The sequence below is a fragment of the Streptomyces sp. NBC_01320 genome (genome assembly GCF_035974375.1).
Taxonomy (GTDB): domain Bacteria; phylum Actinomycetota; class Actinomycetes; order Streptomycetales; family Streptomycetaceae; genus Streptomyces; species Streptomyces yanii.
In genome coordinates this window covers 11,343,210-11,360,860 of the sequence record NZ_CP108390.1, presented here as the reverse complement: position 1 = coordinate 11,360,860, position 17,651 = coordinate 11,343,210, and the positions used below count along the sequence as shown (strand labels likewise).

The window sequence follows — 17,651 nt, the reverse complement described above, 5'->3', positions numbered from 1 at the left end:
GCATGCCTGTAACCTCTGCGCCGACTCGCGCCGACGCCGCGCCCGCCGCCCCCTCCGGGCGGCGGCGCCGGCGCGCCGGGTGGCTCGCCGTCGTTCCGTTGCTCGTCTTCGTGGCGATCGCCTTCGGGATCCCGGCCCTGGCCATGCTGAACGGCGCCTTCACCGTCAAGGACCCGGCAACCGGCGCCACGTCCTACACCACCGCCAATCTGACGGCGTCGCTGCACGGCGCCTATCTGACGGCGCTCCTGGGCAGCGTCAAGCTGTCCGCCGTCTCGGCCGCCATCGGTGTACTCCTCGGGCTGCTGCTCGCCCAGGCCGTGGTGGTCTCCCGCTTCCGCGCACTGCGCGAGGCCGTACTCACGGCCTCCGGGGTGCTCGCGAACTTCGGCGGTGTCCCGCTCGCCTTCGCCTTCGTCGCGACGCTCGGCAACTCCGGCGTCCTCACACGCCACCTGGGCCTCGCCGACACGGGCTGGACGCTGTACAGCTTCTGGGGTCTGACCCTCACGTACCTCTACTTCCTGATCCCGCTGATGGTCCTCACCATCACACCCGCCCTCGACGGACTGCGCTCCCAGTGGCGCGAAGCCGCACAGAACAACGGCGCCACGCATGCCCAGTACTGGCGACACGTCGCCCTGCCGGTGCTCGCGCCGTCGCTGCTCGGCGGCCTGGTGCTGCTGTTCGGCAGCGCATTCGCCGCCTACGCCACCGCCGCGGCGATGGTGGGCAGCTCGGTCCCGCTGGTCACCCTGCAGATCGCCGACGCCATCTCCGGCAACGTCCTGGTCGGCCAGGAGAACGTGGCGCTGGCACTCAGCCTCGACATGGTCCTCGTCGCGGGCCTGGTGATGGCCGTGTACCTGCCCCTGCAACGACGGAGCGCGCGATGGCTCGCCTGAACACCACCTTCCGCCCTTGGCGGGCCGCGGTTCTCGCCGTCGCCGCGCTGTACTTCCTGGTTCCGCTGGCAGCCTCCGTCATCTTCACGGTCGACGTGCCGGGTCAGGGCCTGAACGTCGAGGCGTATACGCGGATCCTCGGCACCCACGGCTTCCTGCCGAGCCTGCTGCTCTCCCTCGAGCTGGCCGCCGCCACGATCGCCGTCGTTCTCCTGCTGATGGTGCCCGCCATGGTCGCCCTGCGGTTGGGCGCTCCCCGGCTGCGGCCCGTCGTCGAGGTCGTCTGCTCACTGCCGCTGATCGTCCCGCCGATCGCGTTCGTCGCCGGAATCGGAACGGTCCTCAAGTGGGGTCCCGAGTACCTCTCGACGACGCCGCTCTTCCAGACGTTCGTCGCACTCCAGAACCCGGGCTTCCCGATCGTGCTCGTCCTCGCCTACGTCGTGATGGCACTGCCGTTCGTCCACCGTGCCCTCGACGCGGGGCTGCGCGCGGTTGACGTGCGCACGCTCGTCGAGGCCGCCCGCAGCTGTGGCGCGGGCTGGCCGCAGGCCCTCGTCCGCGCGGTGCTGCCGAATCTCCGCGGCGCGCTGCTGAACGCGGCGTTCCTCACGCTGGCACTGGTCCTGGGCGAGTTCACCGTCGCCCAACTCCTCGGCTTCCAGCCATTCGCCGTCTGGATCTACAGCATCGGCGGCTCGCAGGCCCAGATGTCCGTCGCCGTGTCCGTGCTCAGCTTGTTCATGACCTGGGCACTCCTCCTGGCGGTCGCCACCCTCGGCGGCCGCCGCACCCCCTCCCGTACCGCCTCCCAGGGATGACCCCCACCATGACGATCACCATGCTGGAGAAGGCCGCCACGACCGGCGCCGCAACCGTCGAATTCCGCGGCATGCGCCGCACGTTCGGCGCGACCGTCGCCCTCGACGGCCTCGACCTGACTGCGCGGCCTGGTGAACTCCTCGCCCTGCTCGGCCCGTCCGGTTGTGGCAAAACCACCGCGCTGCGCATGCTCGCCGGGTTCGAGCACCCGGACTCCGGCGAAGTCCTCGTCGACGGCGAGGACGTGACCCGGGTGCCGGCCCACCGCCGCGACGCCGGGATGGTCTTCCAGTCGTACAGCCTCTTCCCGCACCTCAGCGCGCTCGACAACGTCGCGTTCGGCATGCGCATGCGCAAGGTGCGAACAGCCGAGCGACGGGCCCGCGCCGCCGAGCTGCTGGAGCTGGTCGGCCTCGGGGACAAAGGCGCGCGCTTCCCGCACCAGCTCTCGGGCGGACAGCAGCAGCGCATCGCGCTCGCCCGCGCGCTCGCGCTGCGCCCGCGAGTCCTACTGCTCGACGAACCGCTGTCCGCGCTCGACGCCAAGGTACGGCTGACACTCCGCGAGGAGATCCGCCGCCTGCAGCAGGAACTCGCGATCACCACCCTCTTTGTGACGCACGATCAGGAAGAGGCCCTCTCGATGGCCGACCGGGTCGCCGTGATGCGCGCGGGGCGGCTGGAGCAGTGCGCGGCCCCCGCCGAGCTGTACGCGCGGCCCGCCACTGCGTTCGTCGCCGAGTTCGTCGGCACCATGAGCCGGATCCCAGGCGTCCTCGACGCCGGGCGCACGACGGTGGCGGTACTGGGGCGACGGCTGCCCGTGGACGGCGAGCCGTGCGAGGACAACGACGTGGACGTCCTCCTTCGCCCCGAGGCCGTCCGGCTCGCCGCGGACGACACCGGCGACGCCCAGGTCGTCGCCACCGCCTTCCTCGGCGCCGTCACCCGCGTCACCGTCCGCCTCGCCGACGGCACCGAGGTCAAGGCCGACCTGCAGACACACGAGGCGGCGGCACTCGCCCCGGGCTCCGCCGTGACCGTGACCCTCCCCGACCGGCCGGTGCTGGTCGCGGCGCGGCGCGGCTGAGACCCGGCGCTCGCCGCATCCGGAATGCCCGCCGGACGGCTACGGGCGTTCTGCCCTGCCATACGCCACCACCCCGCACTACGCCGAACCTCTGAAAGAGACCTCTGTGAAGCACTCCCGCACCACCCCCGTCCAGTCACCCGCGCTGGGGGCCGTGCTCTTCGACATGGACGGCACCCTCGTGGACACCGAGCAGCTGTGGTGGGGGGCCGTCGACGAGGTGGCTGCCGGGCTGGGGTACGTGCTCACGGCAGTCGACCAGCCGGATGTGCTGGGTCGCCCCGTGGAGCACACAGCGATGGTGCTGGGCCGGGCCGCCGGCGCGCCGGTCGGCGCGGTCGCCGCCGAGCTCCACCGGAAGTTCGCGGCCCGGGTGCGTGCCGACGTCGTGCCGCGCCCCGGCGCAGTCGAACTGCTTGTGGCACTGCGCGGCGAGGGCATTCCCACCGCCCTTGTCACGGCCTCGCCGCGGCACGTCGCCGACACTGTCGTGAAGGCCCTGGAGTCGCTGGGCGCAGGCCGGTTCACCACCACGGTCACCGCCGACGACACGTTCCGCACGAAACCCGACCCCGAGCCGTACCTCGCTGCCTGCCAAGCCCTGGGTGTGGCCCCGGCCGCCTGTGTAGCCGTGGAGGACACTCCCACGGGCGTCGCTTCGGCAGAGGCGGCGGGCTGCCACGTCCTCGCGGTCCCGTCCGTCGCACCGATCGAGCCGACGGCCCGGCGCACGGTTCTCGGGAGCCTCAAAGAGGTGTCCCCGGGGCTGCTGAGTGCGCTGGTGCGCGCCGGGGTGCCGGGGCCGCGTGCGCTCAGCGAGCCGACGCCGGCTCAGGGGGCGTGTGTCCCGGGCGGGCCCGACGACGGATCCGCCCCTGCCCCTGCCGCAAGGCGTCGCCAGGCCCCGCCACCGCACCCTCGGCCGCGCGTGTGACCCGGCCTTCGACGCCGCCCTCCCCCAGTGCCCGCGCTTCCTCGACGACGAGCTCACCACCCGCCGGCATGGGCGACCTCTTCCACGCCTCGCCGGCGAACGCTTCGAAGATGCCGACGGCCTTCCACGCCTCGCCGATGCCCTGGTAGAAGGTGGGGTCGCCACCCCAGGAGTTGGTGCCCCCATACCCACGAACAGTCAATCGTGGACTATGTAGCGGGTTCACGGTCGAAGTCCTCGCCAGGGGCACCGCGTTGCCACTCCGCATCACCGCCGGGCACTGCTTGCGCCCCCCCGTCGGGCCACGGTCACCCTGCCCTGAACGATCAGCGGGTGGCCGGGATCCGGTACAGGGGAGGACGGTCATGGGCGGTGGCAGAGGGCTGGTCTGGCGGGACGGCGAACATCCGCTCGATGCGTGGATCGGGCGGATGCGCACGTGTCTCGTCGGTGACGGCGGCTTCCAGGTCATCGGGGATGTGTGGTGGCCCGACGTGAGCGCCCGGAACGTGACTTTCCCCCGCGAGATCTCCGCGCCCTGCAAGTCCGCGTCCGCGCCGAGCAGCAGACGCCCGACTGGGCGGCCGATCCGCCGCCCCCTCCGGCGTCGCCGTCGGTGGCGTCCCGCCAGTGCGTGTTCGTCCATTCCGCCGCCCACGCCGGTCCCGTCGAGCTGAGCGCGGCCCCCAACGCCGGCGCTTGGCAGTGGCGGCAGCGACGTTCATCGTGGCTTTCGCCCGGCCCGACGCCCTTCGAAGCGCTGTTCCAGCCCTGCGATGATGACCTCCGACCCGGTGCCGTAGGAGTCGAGGTGGTGCAGCCGGGCGAGCTGATCGTGCCGGTGCGGAGCGGCCCGCTCGGCCGAGGCGACGGTCGGCCGGTTCCGGACGGCTATGACGAGGAATCCGGACGCGTAGGCGTCGATCACGCTCAGCGCGGTCAAGGCGTCCTCCTCGGTCAGCCCCGCCGTGACGAGCAGGTCGACCAGCCGCTCCATGTGTGGGGCGACCGGCCACTGGTCGGCGTCGGCCAGGGCCAGCAGCTCGAACGAGCGGGGGAACGAGGCGGCCAGGTCCGCGTAGGTGCTCAGCATCCCGCGCGTCGCGTCCTGCCAGGATTCCCCTCCGTGCGGGCGCAGGTCCATGCGGTCGATGAGCTGCCCGACCACGACGCCGCGCAGGTCGTCGGCATCGGTCACGTGGGAGTAGAGGCTCATCACCCCGCAGGAGAGCTCACTTGCGACTCGGCGCATGGTCAGGGAGTCAAGTCCGTCGCGCTCGATCACGCGCAGCGCCGCGGCGCCGATGCTCTGACGGGACAGCGATCCGCGCGGTCGCCGCTGGGCCTCTTGACGTGTGGTCACCCGGTCAGGATACTCCGTACACCCTACCGTACTAAGTACGTTTCCAGTGTCTCTCAGGAGCCGCTCATGACTGTGCCGATCACTGATGACCGCCCCGCTCCCGACGCTCCCGCCGGGCGGCTCGCCGGCGGGAAGCTCCGCACCTTTGACATCGTCTTCTTCGTCGTCGGCGCCGCCGCGCCGCTGACCGTGGTCGCCGGCAGCGCACCCCTGGCGTTCCGGCTGGGCGGCATCGGCGCGCCCGCGGCCTACCTGTTCGCCGGCGTCGTCTACATCGTGTTCGCGGTCGGATTCACCGCCATGTCCGAGCGCATGGCGAACGCCGGAGCGTTCTACGCCTACATCTCCCGCGGCCTGGCCAAGCCCGTCGGCGTCGGGGGAGCGCTGGTCGCGCTGCTCTCGTACTGCGCGATCTGCACCGGGTTCTACGGGGCGTTCGGCTACTTCGCGCGGAACACCCTGGCCGACCTCACCGGTGTGACAGTTCCCTGGCCGGTGTGGGCGCTGGCCGCGGTGGCCGTCGTCGGATTCCTTGGCTACCGCCAGATCGACGTGGGCGCCCGAGTGCTCGGGGTGTTCATGGCGGCCGAGGTCCTCATCCTGATCGTCGTGGCGGTGGCCGTGCTGGTGACCGGAGGCCCGGATGGCATGTCAGCCCGCTCCTTCCAGCCCGGCCAGGTGTTCGGCGCCGGCGCCGGCGGGATGTTCGTGCTCGTCCTCGGCGCGTTCATCGGCTTCGAGGGCACCGCGATCTACTCGGAGGAGGCGCGGGAGCCCAAGCGGACGATCCCTCGCGCGACCTACCTGGCCGTCGCCTTCCTAGCCATGTTCTACACGTTCGCCACCTGGGCCGCGACCGTCGGTTTCGGAGCCGACGGCGTCGTGAGCCTGGCCCGGTCCGACGACTTCGGGAACATGTACTTCGACCTCGCCGACAAGTTCGTCGGACACACAGCGAAATCCGTGATGGAAGTGCTCATCGTCACGAGCATCTTCGCGGCGCTCATCGCGTTCCACAACGCCAGCACCCGCTACCTGTTCGCCCTGGGCCGGGAACGGCTCCTGCCCCGCCGGCTCGCCCGCACCCACGCGAAGCACAGCTCGCCGCACGTGGCCAGCGTCGTCATGACTGCGGTCTCGGTGGTCGTCGTGGTGTTCGCAGCGCTCGTCCACGCCGACCCGTACATGCAGCTGCTGTTGTGGACGAACGGCGTCGGGATCATCGGGATCGTCGCCCTCCAGGTGCTGTGCGCGCTCGCGGTCATCCGGTTCTTCTGGAAGGACGACCGCGGGCACCACTTCGCACGGGTCAAGGCCGCTCCTGCGCTCGCCGCCGTCGGCCTCGCCGCCGGCCTGTACCTGATGCTCACCAATTTCGAGCTGCTCACCGGCCGCACCGGCTGGATCAACGGCGCTCTGCTCAGCCCGGTGGTGCTGCTCGGCCTCGGCGGGGCCGGGTACGCGCTCCGCCTCCGGGCCCGTCGGCCCGACCTCTACGCCGTGCTCGCCAGCACTGATGCGACACAGAACACGAAGGAAAGCTCATGACAGATCTGCACTACCTCAGCGCGCACGAGCTGCTGGAGGCCTACCGGACCAAGACGCTGTCGCCTGTGGAGGTCCTTGACGCGGTCGAGGCCCGGGCGGACGCCGTCGAGCCGGTCGTCAACGCTCTGAGCGACCGGCTCCAGGAGCGGGCCCGCGCTGCCGCGGTCGAGGCCGAGGCCCGCTACGCCGGCCGGGGCGGCGGCGAGCCGCGTCCGCTGGAGGGGATCCCCGTCGCGGTCAAGGAGGAGCAGCCCATAGCTGGGCTTCCGCTCCGCCTCGGATCCCTGCTCACGGACGACACTCCCTCGCCGATCACCCACCCGGTGGTGGAGCGTGTCCTTGCGGCCGGCGGCGTGGTCCACGCCCGGGCGACGACACCGGAGTACTCGTGTGCGGCGTTCACCCAGTCCGCGCTGTGGGGAGTCACGCGGAACCCGTGGAATCTCGGCTACGGGCCGGGCGGTTCGTCCGGCGGCTCCGGCGCCGCGCTCGCCGCGGGCACCACGATCCTGGCCACCGGATCCGACATCGGCGGCTCCATCCGGCTGCCCGCCTCGCTGTGCGGAGTGGTGGGGTTCAAACCCCCATACGCCCGGGTCCCGGGTATGCCCCCGTTCAACCTGGACACCTACTGCCACGACGGACCGATGGCCCGCACCGTCGCCGATACCGCGCTGCTGCAGAACCTGATCGCCGGCGCGCACCCGGTGGATCCCGTGTCACTCCCGGCGACCCGGCCGGTGGTCCCGGACGCGGCGAAGGCCCGCGGCTTGAAGGTCGCCTTCGCGGTCACCATCGGCGACTTCCCCATCGATCCGGACGTCGCCGCGAACACCTGCGCCCTGGCCGACTCCCTGCGTGGCGCCGGGATCAAGGTCGAGGAAGTCGCGATACCCATCACCCAGGAGACCGTGTTCACCGCGGCCCTGATCCACTACGGCGCCATCTTCGGGCCGATGATCACCGAGCTCGGCGACGACGACCGGCTGAGCCGCTACGCCCGCCGCTTCGCCGACCGGGCCGGACAAGCCCTCGTCGCCCACGGCTTCTTCACGGGCCTGGGCATGGAGGCCGACGTCCAGCAGGCTCTGGCCGACGTGTTCGCGAACTACGACGCCATTATCTGCCCCACCCTTGGCAGCACCGGCTTCCTCGCCGACGACGACTACGTCGACCACGGCGTCACAGTCGACGGAACCTACCTCGACTTCTACCTCGGCGCCGCCCTCACACCGGTCTTCAACGTCGCAAGCCGCCACCCCGTCCTGAACATCCCCACCGGCCGTGCCGCCAACGGCGTCCCCACCGGCGCGCAGATCGTCGGCCGCGCCTACGACGACGCCACTCCCTTCCACATCGGCGCCACCGCGGAAGAAATCCACCGCTGGTGGGCCGATCCCGTCTGGCGTCCGGATCTGACCGGGGAGAGTATCTGATATGTGCCGATAGTCCCTCTCGGCATCGCGACCGCGCGCACGGCTACCCGTTGCGACATTCGCGGTGAGATAGCTCCCCACCACGTGACCGCGAGTGGGGAGTCTCAACTGACCACCAACAGGTCTGGTCGTACGCCTCGACAGTCCGGAAGGCCCAGTGGCCGGGGATGACGTTGCGGGCCAGGATCTTCCGCTCAACGAGGTCGGCTTCCTGGTCGTGGCCGGCCTCGCGCAGAAGGTGGTCGGCGTCGCCCCCGGTCGCCGCCCTGCGCGAGCACGACGTCGGCTTCACCTCGCTGGACGAGAAGCTCGACAGCACCACCCCCTGCGGCCGCCCTGCCCGCAGGGGCTACGTCGTCGTCACCGTCGGGCTCCCCACCGGGCTTCGCCGGTTCCGGAAACCTCATCCGCGTCCACCGCGTCGGCGTGGACGACAGCTCCACCGTTCCTGGGCAGTGAGCAGGAGTGAGTCCTGGCTCACCGGCACGCCCCGAACGGTCTTGGGCGCACTGGTCCTCCGCTTTCGCATCCCGGGCGGCGACGCATATCCTGTATGCGCTCCGTTCCAGGCGGGCGGAATCCCTACGACCTGGCCATATGGGTGTGGCCAGAGGCGACGGGGAGGCCCCGAACCATCTCGCTGGTGACACGGGGGCCCCGACTGCTGACACCACACCCGGCGTCCCCGATCGCACCGAGAACGTGACCCACACCCCGCCGGGCATACCCGCAGCTCATCGCGCCGATCACCCCATCGTGCCCATGCTCGCCAAAACGATGTGCCGGCCCAACAGTTGTGAACCTCTTCGGGAATGCCCAGTCCGCATCGCCGAGTCCCTCTCCGGGGAGCCCACGCGTCCCTCAGCGCATGGCGACACCGCACACCCTCCCGACCCGCATCTATGGCTGTCAGCCCCATGGGGGAGGTCTCCCGCACCGCCCTACTGTGGCAGATCTGGACCACCGAGCCCGCCCCGGACGGGAGAGTCGCGATGCGCAGAGTAACGAGCACCCTGCTCGGCCTGCTTCTCACACTGCTGAGCCTCGGAGCAGCCACCACACCGGCTCACGCCGCCCCACCCACCTACCTCACCCTCGAAGCCACCTACACCACCGTTGCCAACGGCTGGGATCGCGTCGACCGCTACCTCGACACCACCAGCGGTTTTCATTCCGAGCAGTACCCTCCGGACGGCCGTGGCGATCAGGACGGCCAGCGACGCACCTTCTTCAGCGGCGTCAAACAGCCCTACTCCGGCCGATTTCTCCTCTACTCCGCCCCCGGCTGGAATAGAGGCTCTCCTGTCGCTTCCGTGGGTAGGTTCATGCAGCTTGACGCCCTGGTAGGTGGGGTCGGTGGCCGCCGAGGCTGAGCATGGCCAGTGCGATGAGCGCTGCGGGGTCCTTGAAGCCGAAGGCCATGCGGGTGATCAGGCGGATCTTGGTGTTGATGCTCTCCACGATCCCGTTGCTCATGGAGTGCTCGGCTGCCGCCGTGATGGCGTCCCAGTGCTTGACGATGGCCCGTTGCAGCTTGACGAAGGGCTCCAGTCGGGAGCGGCGGGCCCAAGACACCCAGTCGAGGAGGGCCTCGGGGGTGTCGGGGCCGGACTTCAACGCCAGGCGAAGGGCCTCCTTGAGCAGGTATGCGCGGTGCAGGACGGGGTGGGCTTTCGCGATGAACTCCAGTTGCGCGCGCTGGTGTTCGGTGAGGTCCTCAGGGCGTTTCCACAGGGCCCAGCGGGCCTTCTTCAGTGACTTCGAGCCCGGGGTGGCGCGGCCCTTGCCGCCGCGCTCGGCGTTCCAGACCTCGCGGCGCACGGTGTCCAGGGCGTCGGTGGCCCACTGCACGACGTGGAACGGGTCCATCACCCGCACCGCCTGCGGGCAGCGCTCGGCGACTACCTTCGCTATCCAGTCGGCGGCATCCGCGGACACGTGGGTGATCTTCGCGGAGCGTTCAGGTCCGAGCAGGTCGAAGAAGGACCGCAGTGTCTCCTTGTCCCGGCCGGCCGCCGCCCACACGAGCCGGCCGCTGTCGTGGTCGACCACCACGGTCAGGTACTTGTGGTGCCGCTTGTAGGAGATCTCGTCGATGCCGACCCGGGTAAGGCCCGCGAGCAGGTCCACGCGCTGTTCGACGTCCGACCACACGCGGGCGCAGATGCCGCCGACCGTGCGCCAGCCGATCCTCAGCAGTTGGACCACCGTGGTCTTCGAGCAGTGCGTGGCCAGCCAGGCCACCGTGTCGTCGAAGGCCAGGGTGTGCCCGGCACCGTGGCGGGCCCAGGGCACGTGGGCGACGACCACACCGTGCTGGGGACAGGATACCCGCGGCGCGTCGGCCTCGATGAACGCCCGGACCACCCCCAGGTCCAGGGCACGCCAGCGCCGGCGGCCCTCGCCGTTGTCGAACCGGGCGCACCGGCGACCGCAGACCCCGCACCGCTGCCGCCGCCTCTTCGCCGGGCGGGCATGGGCCACGATCACCACATCCCAGGGGCCCGCCTCCGCGCCGTTGCCCTCCTCGGCCTCGACCGACGCGACCACCGTGTGTTCGACTCCGAGCAGCCGAGTCCATATGCTTGCAGATCGCACGCCGTATCCAGGTTCTTCCGTTTCGTACTGTCGCAAGTCGAAACGTAGCCGGGCTACGGCGTGTTCTGCGTATCAGCCCTGGTCAGCGACCCACGGAAGCGACAGGAGAGCCGGAATAGAGGCAGTCACCCGACCCCCGTCCTCCTCGTCCACGGCGCCAACGACAACGCCGACCGTGCCTGGGCCAACCCCGGCGAAGCCGGTGGCTACGGCTGCGGCACCATCTCCTGCCCCAGCACCGGACTCATGCAGTACCTCACCGACCGCGGCTACCGCGTCTTCGCGATCAACTTCGCCCATAAGCAGGGCGACAACCTGATGCAGGCCCAGCAGGTCGGCGACGCCATCGCCGTCATCAAGGACCGGCTCGGCGTCAGCCAGGTAGACCTCGTCGGCTGGAGCAAGGGGGAGATGTCCACCCGAGCCTACGTCTCCTCACTGCACCCCACTTGGGGACGTCCCTACGCCGGAGACGTACGCCGCCTCATCACTCTCGGCGGCCCCAACGGCGGCTACGACTACCCCTACGCCCACGGCTGGGCCCACGACTTCAGCGTCTGGCCCCAATGCGGTGGCAGCGTCAACGCCCCCTCGCCCCACCTCTACATGACCTGCTACGGCACCTACACCGCCCACCCCGAATTCGCCTTCACTCCCACCAACGGCTACGACGCCTTTCCCGGACAGCGCCAGATGCTCGCCCGCTGGGACACCGCCTACGGCATCGACATGACCCAACAAGACTGGTACACCACCTACTACGGTGGCCAGGGCTTCTACACCTCCGGCAGTGGCATCCAGACCGCCATCGATGCCGGCTCCCTGATCACCCCCCTCCACAAGGCAGGCATCCCCGGCACCGTCGCCACCTATCTCCTCGCCGGCGGATCCCCCAACGTCCTCGGCATCTACAACGAGAACCGCGGCCCCAGCGACGGCGTGGTCTTCGTCAACAGTGCCCTCGACCGCACCGGCATCGCCAACGTTGCCGGCACATCCCTCATCACCACCGCCAACCACCTCCAACTCGGCTGGCACTCCTCCGCCTGCGCCCAGATCGCCGCCTGGCTCGGCTGACCTGCCACTCCTCAAGGACGGACCATGACCGCGCCCGCACTTCTCCCCGGCATCCACGCTCGACTCATCACCACCCCCCGGCTCACCGTCAACCTTCTCGAACTCCCCGACCGGACCGGCGAACCCGTCCTCTTCGTCCACGGCAACGTCTCCGCCGCCACCTTCTGGCAGCAGGCCATGCTCGACCTGCCCCACGCCTACCGCCCCCTCGCCATCGACCTCCGCGGCTTCGGCGGCACCGACCCCCTGCCCATCGACGCCACCCACGGCCTCCGGGAGTACAGCGACGACCTCACCGCCCTGCGTGACACCCTCGCCCTCGACCGCGTCCACCTCGTCGGCTGGAGCATGGGCGGCGGCATCGCCCTCCAGCACCTCCGCGATCACCCCACTGCCGTCCGCAGCCTCACCCTCGTCAACCCCGTCTCCCCCTACGGCTTCGGCGGTACCCACGGCCCCGACGGCCGGCTCAACCACCGCGACGGCGCCGGCTCCGGCGCAGGCACCGTCAACCCTGAATTCGTCCAGCGCCTCACCGAAGGCGACCGCAGCGAGGACTCACCGCTCTCCCCCCGCGCCGTCCTTGCCTCCAGCTACGTAAAGCCGCCGCTCCGCCCCGCACTCGAGGACGCCTTCGTCGACGCCATGCTCTCCACCCGCACCGGAGACGACCACTACCCCGGCGACACCCGTCCCAGCGACCACTGGCCCGGCACCGCCCCCGGCCCCCGAGGTGTCCTCAACGCCATGGCCCCCACCCACTTCCGTATTGACGACCTGCACCGGATTGACCCCAAACCGCCCATCGGCTGGATCCGCGGCACCGACGATCTCATCGTCTCCGACACCTCGCTCTTCGACCTCGCCCACCTCGGTGCACTCGGTGTCGTACCCGGCTGGCCCGGCGCCTACCACTGCCCTGCCCAACCCATGCTCGCCCAGACCCGCCACGCACTCGATCACTACGCCGCCGCAGGCGGCCACGTCCGCGAAACTGCCATCCCCGACGCCGGCCACGCCGTACACATCGACAAACCCAAGGAGTTCACCGCCGCCCTCCTGGACACCCTCACCGCGGGCCGGTGAAGCCCTGCAGACGGATGGCAGTACGGCCGGCCTGGGCACCGTCACGGGCCTGAAGCAGTCCGCGAATGGCGACGGGCGCGGCACCACCTGGACCCTCGACGCGGGCCTCGGCAAGCTCGTCTGGGTCGGCGCGGACGACACCGTTCACGTCACCGCGCCGCAACACTCGGTTTCTCCGCTGCGCGTCGCCCGCACCGCCGCACCCCGAACGACGGCCGGTGAGTGGGCTGCCGCGTGGTGGCTCTCCAAGCCCGCAGCGTCCTGGCAGGTGACGCTCACCCACCGCGCGACTGGCGAGATCGTCCGCACCTGGACGGGCGAGGACACGCTCAGCGCAGTACGGGTCACCTGGGACGGTACTTCCGAGTCGGGCACCCCGGTGGCGACTGGCGGCTACACCTGGCAGCTGACCGCCACCCCGGCGGACGGCGTGGGCCCGGAAGCGACGGTTTCGGGCGTCGTGAAGGTCACTGGCTGAGCACAGCGCCGCATGGGAGCCGGTTCCTTCCCCGAGGCCGCCTCGGGGAAGGAACCGGAGCCCTGTACACCGTCAACCTCCGCGCCGGCGGGTGGTGGCGGTGCTCATCTTTCCGGCGGGCTGCTCTCCTGACCTGAGTGGGCGATGAGTCTGCGTCGCGCCGCACCGGCACGCGAGGGCCGGTGACCTGTGCGGCGGACAGCGCGGGCGCGAAGTCCCCGGAGGAAAGCCCGTGCAGGTAGAGCAGCGGCAGGACCTCGGGGACCTGCGGGGACTTGTAGCACCAGGGCGGCAGGATCGTGTCCGTCACCCGCAACCCGTGCGCCGCACCCGCTTTCGCGGGGTGCTGGGGCTGAGCCGGCCAGGGTGGAGACCCACCGGTGAATCGCCCTCCGCTCGCACTTCAATACCGGCACAAGTGTGAGCCCCAGATGGGTGGACAAAGACGTTCACCTATCCCCGACCCCGCGCGGCCATCATCGACCGCCTGACGTTCAACGGCACGATCATCAAGACCGGCACCGACTCCTACCGGCTCCCCTCCACTCGGGCACGAGCTGGGGACTCGCCAAGGTCGGCTGACCGCCCGAGACGCGATTCCAGGGCCCGCCTCAGGGCAGCCCCGAGAGGCAAGACAGCCGGCCAGGGCCAGCCCTGAGGGCCGGTCACTTTCGCCAGAACAGGTGGTGTGTCATCCCGCTCGGGCTGGGAACAACCTCCAGTTGGAACCGGTCGAGCAGCTCATCGGGTGACTCCCAGAGTTTTAGGCCGGACCCGAGCTTCACCGGAGAGACCGCCACATGCATGGTGTCGACGAGGTCGGCGTCGAGGAACTGCCGGATGGTGGTAACCCCGCCGCCGAGTCTGACGTCCTTGCCCTGCGCCGCCTCCCGGGCCTGCTCGAGGACCGTGGCCGGGTCGTCGTCGACGAAGTGGAACGTGGTGTCGGACAGCGCGAGCGAAGGACGCTTGTGGTGGGTCAGGACGAATACCGGGGTACGGAACGGCGGCTCGTCACCCCACCAGCCCTGCCACTCATGGTCGTGCCAGGGACCGCGCTGGGGCCCGAACTTGTTGCGGCCCATGATCTCGGCGCCGATGTTGCGCGCGAAGTCCCGCGTGAGGTAGTCGTCCAGGCCCCGGCTCCCACCGGGGTCGGTGCGCATGGGCCAGCTCGCCGTGGCACCGGCCCAGGCGAACAGCCTCTCGGGATCGACATGACCGAACGGCCTCTCGAGGGTCTGGTCCTCACCGGCACCGATTCCGTCACTCGAGACGGTGAAGTTCTGGACTCTCAGTAGCTGAGCCACGTGTTCCTCCTGTGATGGGACGATGACAGAGGTGAGACTTGCCGGGCCGGGCAAACTCGTCGCTGCGGCCGTGAACGGTCAGAAACTGGGCTTTGGCGGAATGACGACGGGCGCAACAGGAACAGTAACGTCCGATCAGCTGCTAGTTGCTCGACTTTGCCTGAGGACAACGCCAGACCGTCTGGACGCAGCCCATCCGCAGAGCCTAGGGTCGGTCTGTTTGTACACCTCTCGAGAGACCTTTGCCCGGTGATGGAGTCGGCGTGGGGTGCGCGTCCCTGCTCCACGCCAGCACTGGACGATTCCAGGCGATGACCACGGGTCGGCACATCAGGACGCCGACGACCCCGTGTGGTCCGCCCCGCCGGGCAGCGAAAGGGACGCGCCGTGTCGTCGGCGACCTACCACACCCTGCTCCGTACCCCCGGTGCCGCAGCCTTTTTCCTCACCGCCACCGTCGGCCGCATCGGCATCGCCATGACCAGCCTCGGCATCATCTGGCTGGTACACGGCCAAACCGGCTCCTACGCCGCGGCCGGCCTGGTGACCGGCGGTTTCGCTGTCGCCGAGGCACTGGTCGGGCCTCAACTCGCCCGGCTGATCGACCGCTTCGGCCAGACCCGCGTGCTGCCACCTGCCCTCCTCGCCCACACCACCGCGGTGGGTTCGCTGCTGGCCCTGGTCGAAAACGGCAGTCCGAATTGGCTGATGACGGCGGCCGGATCGCTAGTGGGCGCCACGATCCCGCAGCTCGGCGCGCTGTCGGCCGCCCGCTGGTCGGCACTGCTACGAGGCGAGCGGGCCGCAGTGCTGCCCACCGCCTTCGCCCTGGAGTCGCTCAGCAACGGGCTGTGCTACCTGGCCGGACCGGCCCTGGTCACCGCAGTCGGAGCGAACAGCGACCCGGCACATGGCATGGTGCTGGCCACGACTTTGGTGGTTGGTGGCGGACTGGCCTTCGCAGCACAGCGCCGCACAGCGCCTGCGACGGCGGGCGCTGCTGAGCGCAAGCGCGCAGGACGCTCGCTGCTGCAGTCGGGTTTCGCGGCGCAGGTCGGTGTCAACCTCACCCTGGGCCTGCACTTCGGCGCCATGCAGGTCTCGGTGACGGCCTTCGCGGTAGAGCACGGCGCGGCGGACACGGCCGCGCCGCTTTACGCGGTGTCGAACTGCGCCAGCCTGCTGGCTGGGTGGCTCTACGGTCTGCGCCGGTGGCGCGGCGCGCCGCAGATGCAACTGGCGCTCGTGACAGCCGGGTTGGCACTCAGTTGCCTGCCGCTGCTCGCTGCCGACTCATTTCCAGGGCTGGGGCTCGCGCTCGCTGTCACCGGCCGGGCCGTCCCCCCGATCCTGGTGCTCTCCTCAGTGCTCACAGCAGCATCTGTAAACCGGGCGGCTCTCACCCAGGCGTTTACCTGGCTGAACTCGGCGAGCGCCGCAGGTTCGGCCGGTGCGGCAGCGATGTCCGGACGCGCGGTGGACGCATACGGCGCACACGGCGGCTTCGCGATCGCTGCGGCGGCAACCTCCGCAATGGCAGTGCTGGCCGCAGCCCAGGCGCGTGCTGCGTGGGGCCGCCGAATCAACTCTGAGATCCCGCCTCACATTCCAACGAGATGATCAGCTCACCCATCGGGACAGCGACTACGGACAGATGCTTGGACTCGTTCAACGTCGGGAGGACAGTGCGCGGACGACTCATCCCGTCCAGTACGGGCTGACCAGCGGTAGCGATCAGGTGGCCTCGGCTCGTTCGTCGGGGTCGTGCGCCCCGTCCACACCCGCGCCCGAGAGGTGCGCCGGACCGCCGGTCGCGTACGCACCCGCGAGCCCACCGCCACCCCTGACGACCAGTACCCGTGACACTCAGACTTCGATGACACTCGCTATTGCATACAGTATTCAAACTGGCTAACGTCTACTCATGCGACTGACGAAGTCCACAGACCTGGCGCTCCCCGTGATCACGCGGTTGGCGGTAACTGGTGCGGAACTCACCACCGGACGGTGGTGCCGGGCATGACGCTTTATGGCGATGACGCGACAATAAGGCAGATTCTCACCGCTGCCGGAGACACCTGGGCCGTGGTGGGCCTGTCCGACAACCCCGAACGGGCCGCTTACCGCGTGGCCGAGAAGCTGCAGCGCATCGGCAAGAGGGTGGTGCCCGTGCACCCAAAGGCCGACACGGTGCACGGCGAACAGGGCTACGCTTCCCTTGCGGAGATCCCCTTCCCGGTGGATGTGGTGGACGTGTTCGTCAACTCCGCCCTCGCCGGAGGCATCGCCGACCAGGCTCTGGCGATCGGCGCCAAGGCAATCTGGTTCCAGCTGGACGTCATAGACGAGGCCGCCTACGACAGGACGCGCGAGGCCGGCCTGCTGATGGTGATGGACCGCTCCCCGGGACGGGAGATACCCCGGCTGGGACTAGGCTGACGCTCCCCAGCCAGCCACTGCGCGATCACACATCACTCACAGCCGATGGGCTTGGTGGCGTACCGCTCCGGCGACGGCCGCCCGGCGGCGTCGTAGTCATACCAGACGCCGTTGCCGGTGCCGGAGCCCAAGGCCCAGTCGAGGCGCCCGGTGCTGTCGTAGAAGTAGTCGGCTGAGCCGACCGTGGCCGGGCGGTGCGCCATACGACCGTCGTCGTACGTGCAGCTCGACGTGCCGGCCGGGCTGTCCACGGTCAGGAGCTGGCCGCGGTCGTTGCAGGTGTTCCGGGCGAGGGGCTGTTGGATGCGACTGCCGTCAGGGCGCCTGTCAGGTCATACTCCAGCGTGCAGTCCGTCGTGGCCGCCTCCACACCCGCGCCCGGCATAGGTCGAGTGCGGCGGCGGCCCATCCCTGACCAACGTCGCCCCCGCTTCTGCCGTGGCAAGCCGGCCCACTACAAGATCCCGCGCCGCCTGAGTCTCATGGATACCTTCCCGGCAACCGTCAACGGTAAGGCAGTCCGACTCCGGGTAGCGGTGGCGCGGGAACTCGCGGCCGGCTGATG

The 17,651-nt window shown here is 69.9% G+C and carries 16 protein-coding genes and 2 pseudogenes; 13 read left to right on the top strand and 5 right to left on the bottom strand.

Annotated elements, in window-relative coordinates; all coding sequences use genetic code 11:
- Window positions 1-2: 2 nt before the first annotated feature.
- The 4 genes and pseudogenes from OG395_RS52350 to OG395_RS52335 form a co-directional block, all read left to right on the top strand.
- Window positions 3-905 carry an ABC transporter permease gene (locus OG395_RS52350; RefSeq protein ID WP_327249164.1) on the top strand — a complete coding sequence of 301 codons (903 nt, stop codon included), beginning with the start codon at window positions 3-5 and terminating at the stop codon, window positions 903-905.
- The gene (locus OG395_RS52345; protein WP_327249163.1) at window positions 893-1,726 is read left to right on the top strand and encodes an ABC transporter permease; all 834 of its coding nucleotides are present in this window, start codon (window positions 893-895) and stop codon (window positions 1,724-1,726) included. The genes OG395_RS52350 and OG395_RS52345 overlap by 13 nt, the downstream gene beginning before the upstream one ends.
- Window positions 1,727-1,734: 8 nt before the next feature.
- Entirely contained in the window at window positions 1,735-2,817 is a 1,083-nt protein-coding gene (locus OG395_RS52340) for an ABC transporter ATP-binding protein (protein WP_327249162.1), read from the top strand.
- Window positions 2,818-2,908: 91 nt separating this feature from the next.
- Window positions 2,909-3,601 (top strand): annotated as a pseudogene (locus OG395_RS52335) (HAD family hydrolase); the annotation flags it as partial.
- Window positions 3,602-4,472: 871 nt separating this feature from the next.
- Here the strand turns inward: OG395_RS52335 and OG395_RS52330 are convergent.
- The gene (locus tag OG395_RS52330; RefSeq protein ID WP_327249161.1) at window positions 4,473-5,114 is read right to left on the bottom strand and encodes a TetR/AcrR family transcriptional regulator; all 642 of its coding nucleotides are present in this window, start codon (window positions 5,112-5,114) and stop codon (window positions 4,473-4,475) included.
- 66 nt (window positions 5,115-5,180) lie between these two features.
- Between OG395_RS52330 and OG395_RS52325 the strand changes: the two genes are divergently transcribed.
- From OG395_RS52325 to OG395_RS52315, 3 genes are all read left to right on the top strand, one after another.
- Entirely contained in the window at window positions 5,181-6,662 is a 1,482-nt protein-coding gene (locus OG395_RS52325) for an APC family permease (RefSeq protein ID WP_327249160.1), read from the top strand.
- Complete coding sequence (locus OG395_RS52320; RefSeq protein ID WP_327249159.1) at window positions 6,659-8,098, top strand: amidase; 1,440 nt, start codon at window positions 6,659-6,661, stop codon at window positions 8,096-8,098. Before OG395_RS52325 ends, OG395_RS52320 begins: the two co-directional genes overlap by 4 nt.
- Before the next feature lie 902 nt (window positions 8,099-9,000).
- Window positions 9,001-9,471 (top strand): hypothetical protein, encoded by a 471-nt coding sequence (locus tag OG395_RS52315; protein WP_327249158.1) that lies wholly within the window; start codon window positions 9,001-9,003, stop codon window positions 9,469-9,471.
- On the opposite strand, the gene OG395_RS52310 is transcribed toward OG395_RS52315, so the two are convergent.
- Entirely contained in the window at window positions 9,422-10,696 is a 1,275-nt protein-coding gene (locus OG395_RS52310) for an ISL3 family transposase (RefSeq protein WP_327241761.1), read from the bottom strand. The genes OG395_RS52315 and OG395_RS52310 overlap by 50 nt on opposite strands.
- Before the next feature lie 60 nt (window positions 10,697-10,756).
- On the opposite strand from OG395_RS52310, the gene OG395_RS52305 reads away from it, so the two are divergent.
- The 4 genes and pseudogenes from OG395_RS52305 to OG395_RS52290 form a co-directional block, all read left to right on the top strand.
- Window positions 10,757-11,773 (top strand): esterase/lipase family protein, encoded by a 1,017-nt coding sequence (locus OG395_RS52305; RefSeq protein ID WP_327249157.1) that lies wholly within the window; start codon window positions 10,757-10,759, stop codon window positions 11,771-11,773.
- A gap of 24 nt (window positions 11,774-11,797) precedes the next feature.
- Complete coding sequence (locus tag OG395_RS52300; protein ID WP_327249156.1) at window positions 11,798-12,859, top strand: alpha/beta hydrolase; 1,062 nt, start codon at window positions 11,798-11,800, stop codon at window positions 12,857-12,859.
- Window positions 12,768-13,337 carry a FlgD immunoglobulin-like domain containing protein gene (locus OG395_RS52295; RefSeq protein WP_327249732.1) on the top strand — a complete coding sequence of 190 codons (570 nt, stop codon included), beginning with the start codon at window positions 12,768-12,770 and terminating at the stop codon, window positions 13,335-13,337. The genes OG395_RS52300 and OG395_RS52295 overlap by 92 nt, the downstream gene beginning before the upstream one ends.
- A 433-nt stretch (window positions 13,338-13,770) precedes the next feature.
- Window positions 13,771-13,896 (top strand): annotated as a pseudogene (locus tag OG395_RS52290) (IS21-like element helper ATPase IstB); the annotation flags it as partial.
- A 106-nt stretch (window positions 13,897-14,002) separates the two neighbouring features.
- Here the strand turns inward: OG395_RS52290 and OG395_RS52285 are convergent.
- Window positions 14,003-14,647 carry a dihydrofolate reductase family protein gene (locus OG395_RS52285; RefSeq protein ID WP_327249155.1) on the bottom strand — a complete coding sequence of 215 codons (645 nt, stop codon included), beginning with the start codon at window positions 14,645-14,647 and terminating at the stop codon, window positions 14,003-14,005.
- A gap of 387 nt (window positions 14,648-15,034) precedes the next feature.
- Here OG395_RS52285 and OG395_RS52280 point away from each other — a divergent pair, with 387 nt between their 5' ends.
- Complete coding sequence (locus OG395_RS52280; RefSeq protein ID WP_327249154.1) at window positions 15,035-16,267, top strand: MFS transporter; 1,233 nt, start codon at window positions 15,035-15,037, stop codon at window positions 16,265-16,267.
- Between the two features lie 114 nt (window positions 16,268-16,381).
- On the opposite strand, the gene OG395_RS52275 is transcribed toward OG395_RS52280, so the two are convergent.
- Window positions 16,382-16,513, bottom strand: coding sequence for a hypothetical protein (locus OG395_RS52275; protein WP_327249153.1), 132 nt, complete (start codon window positions 16,511-16,513; stop codon window positions 16,382-16,384).
- Window positions 16,514-16,666: 153 nt separating this feature from the next.
- Between OG395_RS52275 and OG395_RS52270 the strand changes: the two genes are divergently transcribed.
- Window positions 16,667-17,086: a CoA-binding protein gene (locus OG395_RS52270; RefSeq protein ID WP_327249731.1), complete on the top strand. Its 420-nt coding sequence runs from the start codon at window positions 16,667-16,669 to the stop codon at window positions 17,084-17,086.
- Window positions 17,087-17,118: 32 nt separating this feature from the next.
- Here the strand turns inward: OG395_RS52270 and OG395_RS52265 are convergent, their stop codons facing one another.
- Window positions 17,119-17,337: a hypothetical protein gene (locus OG395_RS52265; RefSeq protein WP_327249152.1), complete on the bottom strand. Its 219-nt coding sequence runs from the start codon at window positions 17,335-17,337 to the stop codon at window positions 17,119-17,121.
- Window positions 17,338-17,651 lie beyond the last annotated feature (314 nt).

What these genes read in the sequence shown, in the direction of transcription:
- OG395_RS52270 (WP_327249731.1), top strand. Translation starts at nt 16,667, where the DNA reads ATGACGCTTTATGGCGATGACGCGACAATAAGGCAGATTCTCACCGCT.
- OG395_RS52325 (WP_327249160.1), top strand. Translation starts at nt 5,181, where the DNA reads ATGACTGTGCCGATCACTGATGACCGCCCCGCTCCCGACGCTCCCGCC.
- OG395_RS52315 (WP_327249158.1), top strand. Translation starts at nt 9,001, where the DNA reads ATGGCTGTCAGCCCCATGGGGGAGGTCTCCCGCACCGCCCTACTGTGG.
- OG395_RS52350 (WP_327249164.1), top strand. Translation starts at nt 3, where the DNA reads ATGCCTGTAACCTCTGCGCCGACTCGCGCCGACGCCGCGCCCGCCGCC.
- OG395_RS52300 (WP_327249156.1), top strand. Translation starts at nt 11,798, where the DNA reads ATGACCGCGCCCGCACTTCTCCCCGGCATCCACGCTCGACTCATCACC.
- OG395_RS52340 (WP_327249162.1), top strand. Translation starts at nt 1,735, where the DNA reads ATGACGATCACCATGCTGGAGAAGGCCGCCACGACCGGCGCCGCAACC.
- OG395_RS52345 (WP_327249163.1), top strand. Translation starts at nt 893, where the DNA reads ATGGCTCGCCTGAACACCACCTTCCGCCCTTGGCGGGCCGCGGTTCTC.
- OG395_RS52320 (WP_327249159.1), top strand. Translation starts at nt 6,659, where the DNA reads ATGACAGATCTGCACTACCTCAGCGCGCACGAGCTGCTGGAGGCCTAC.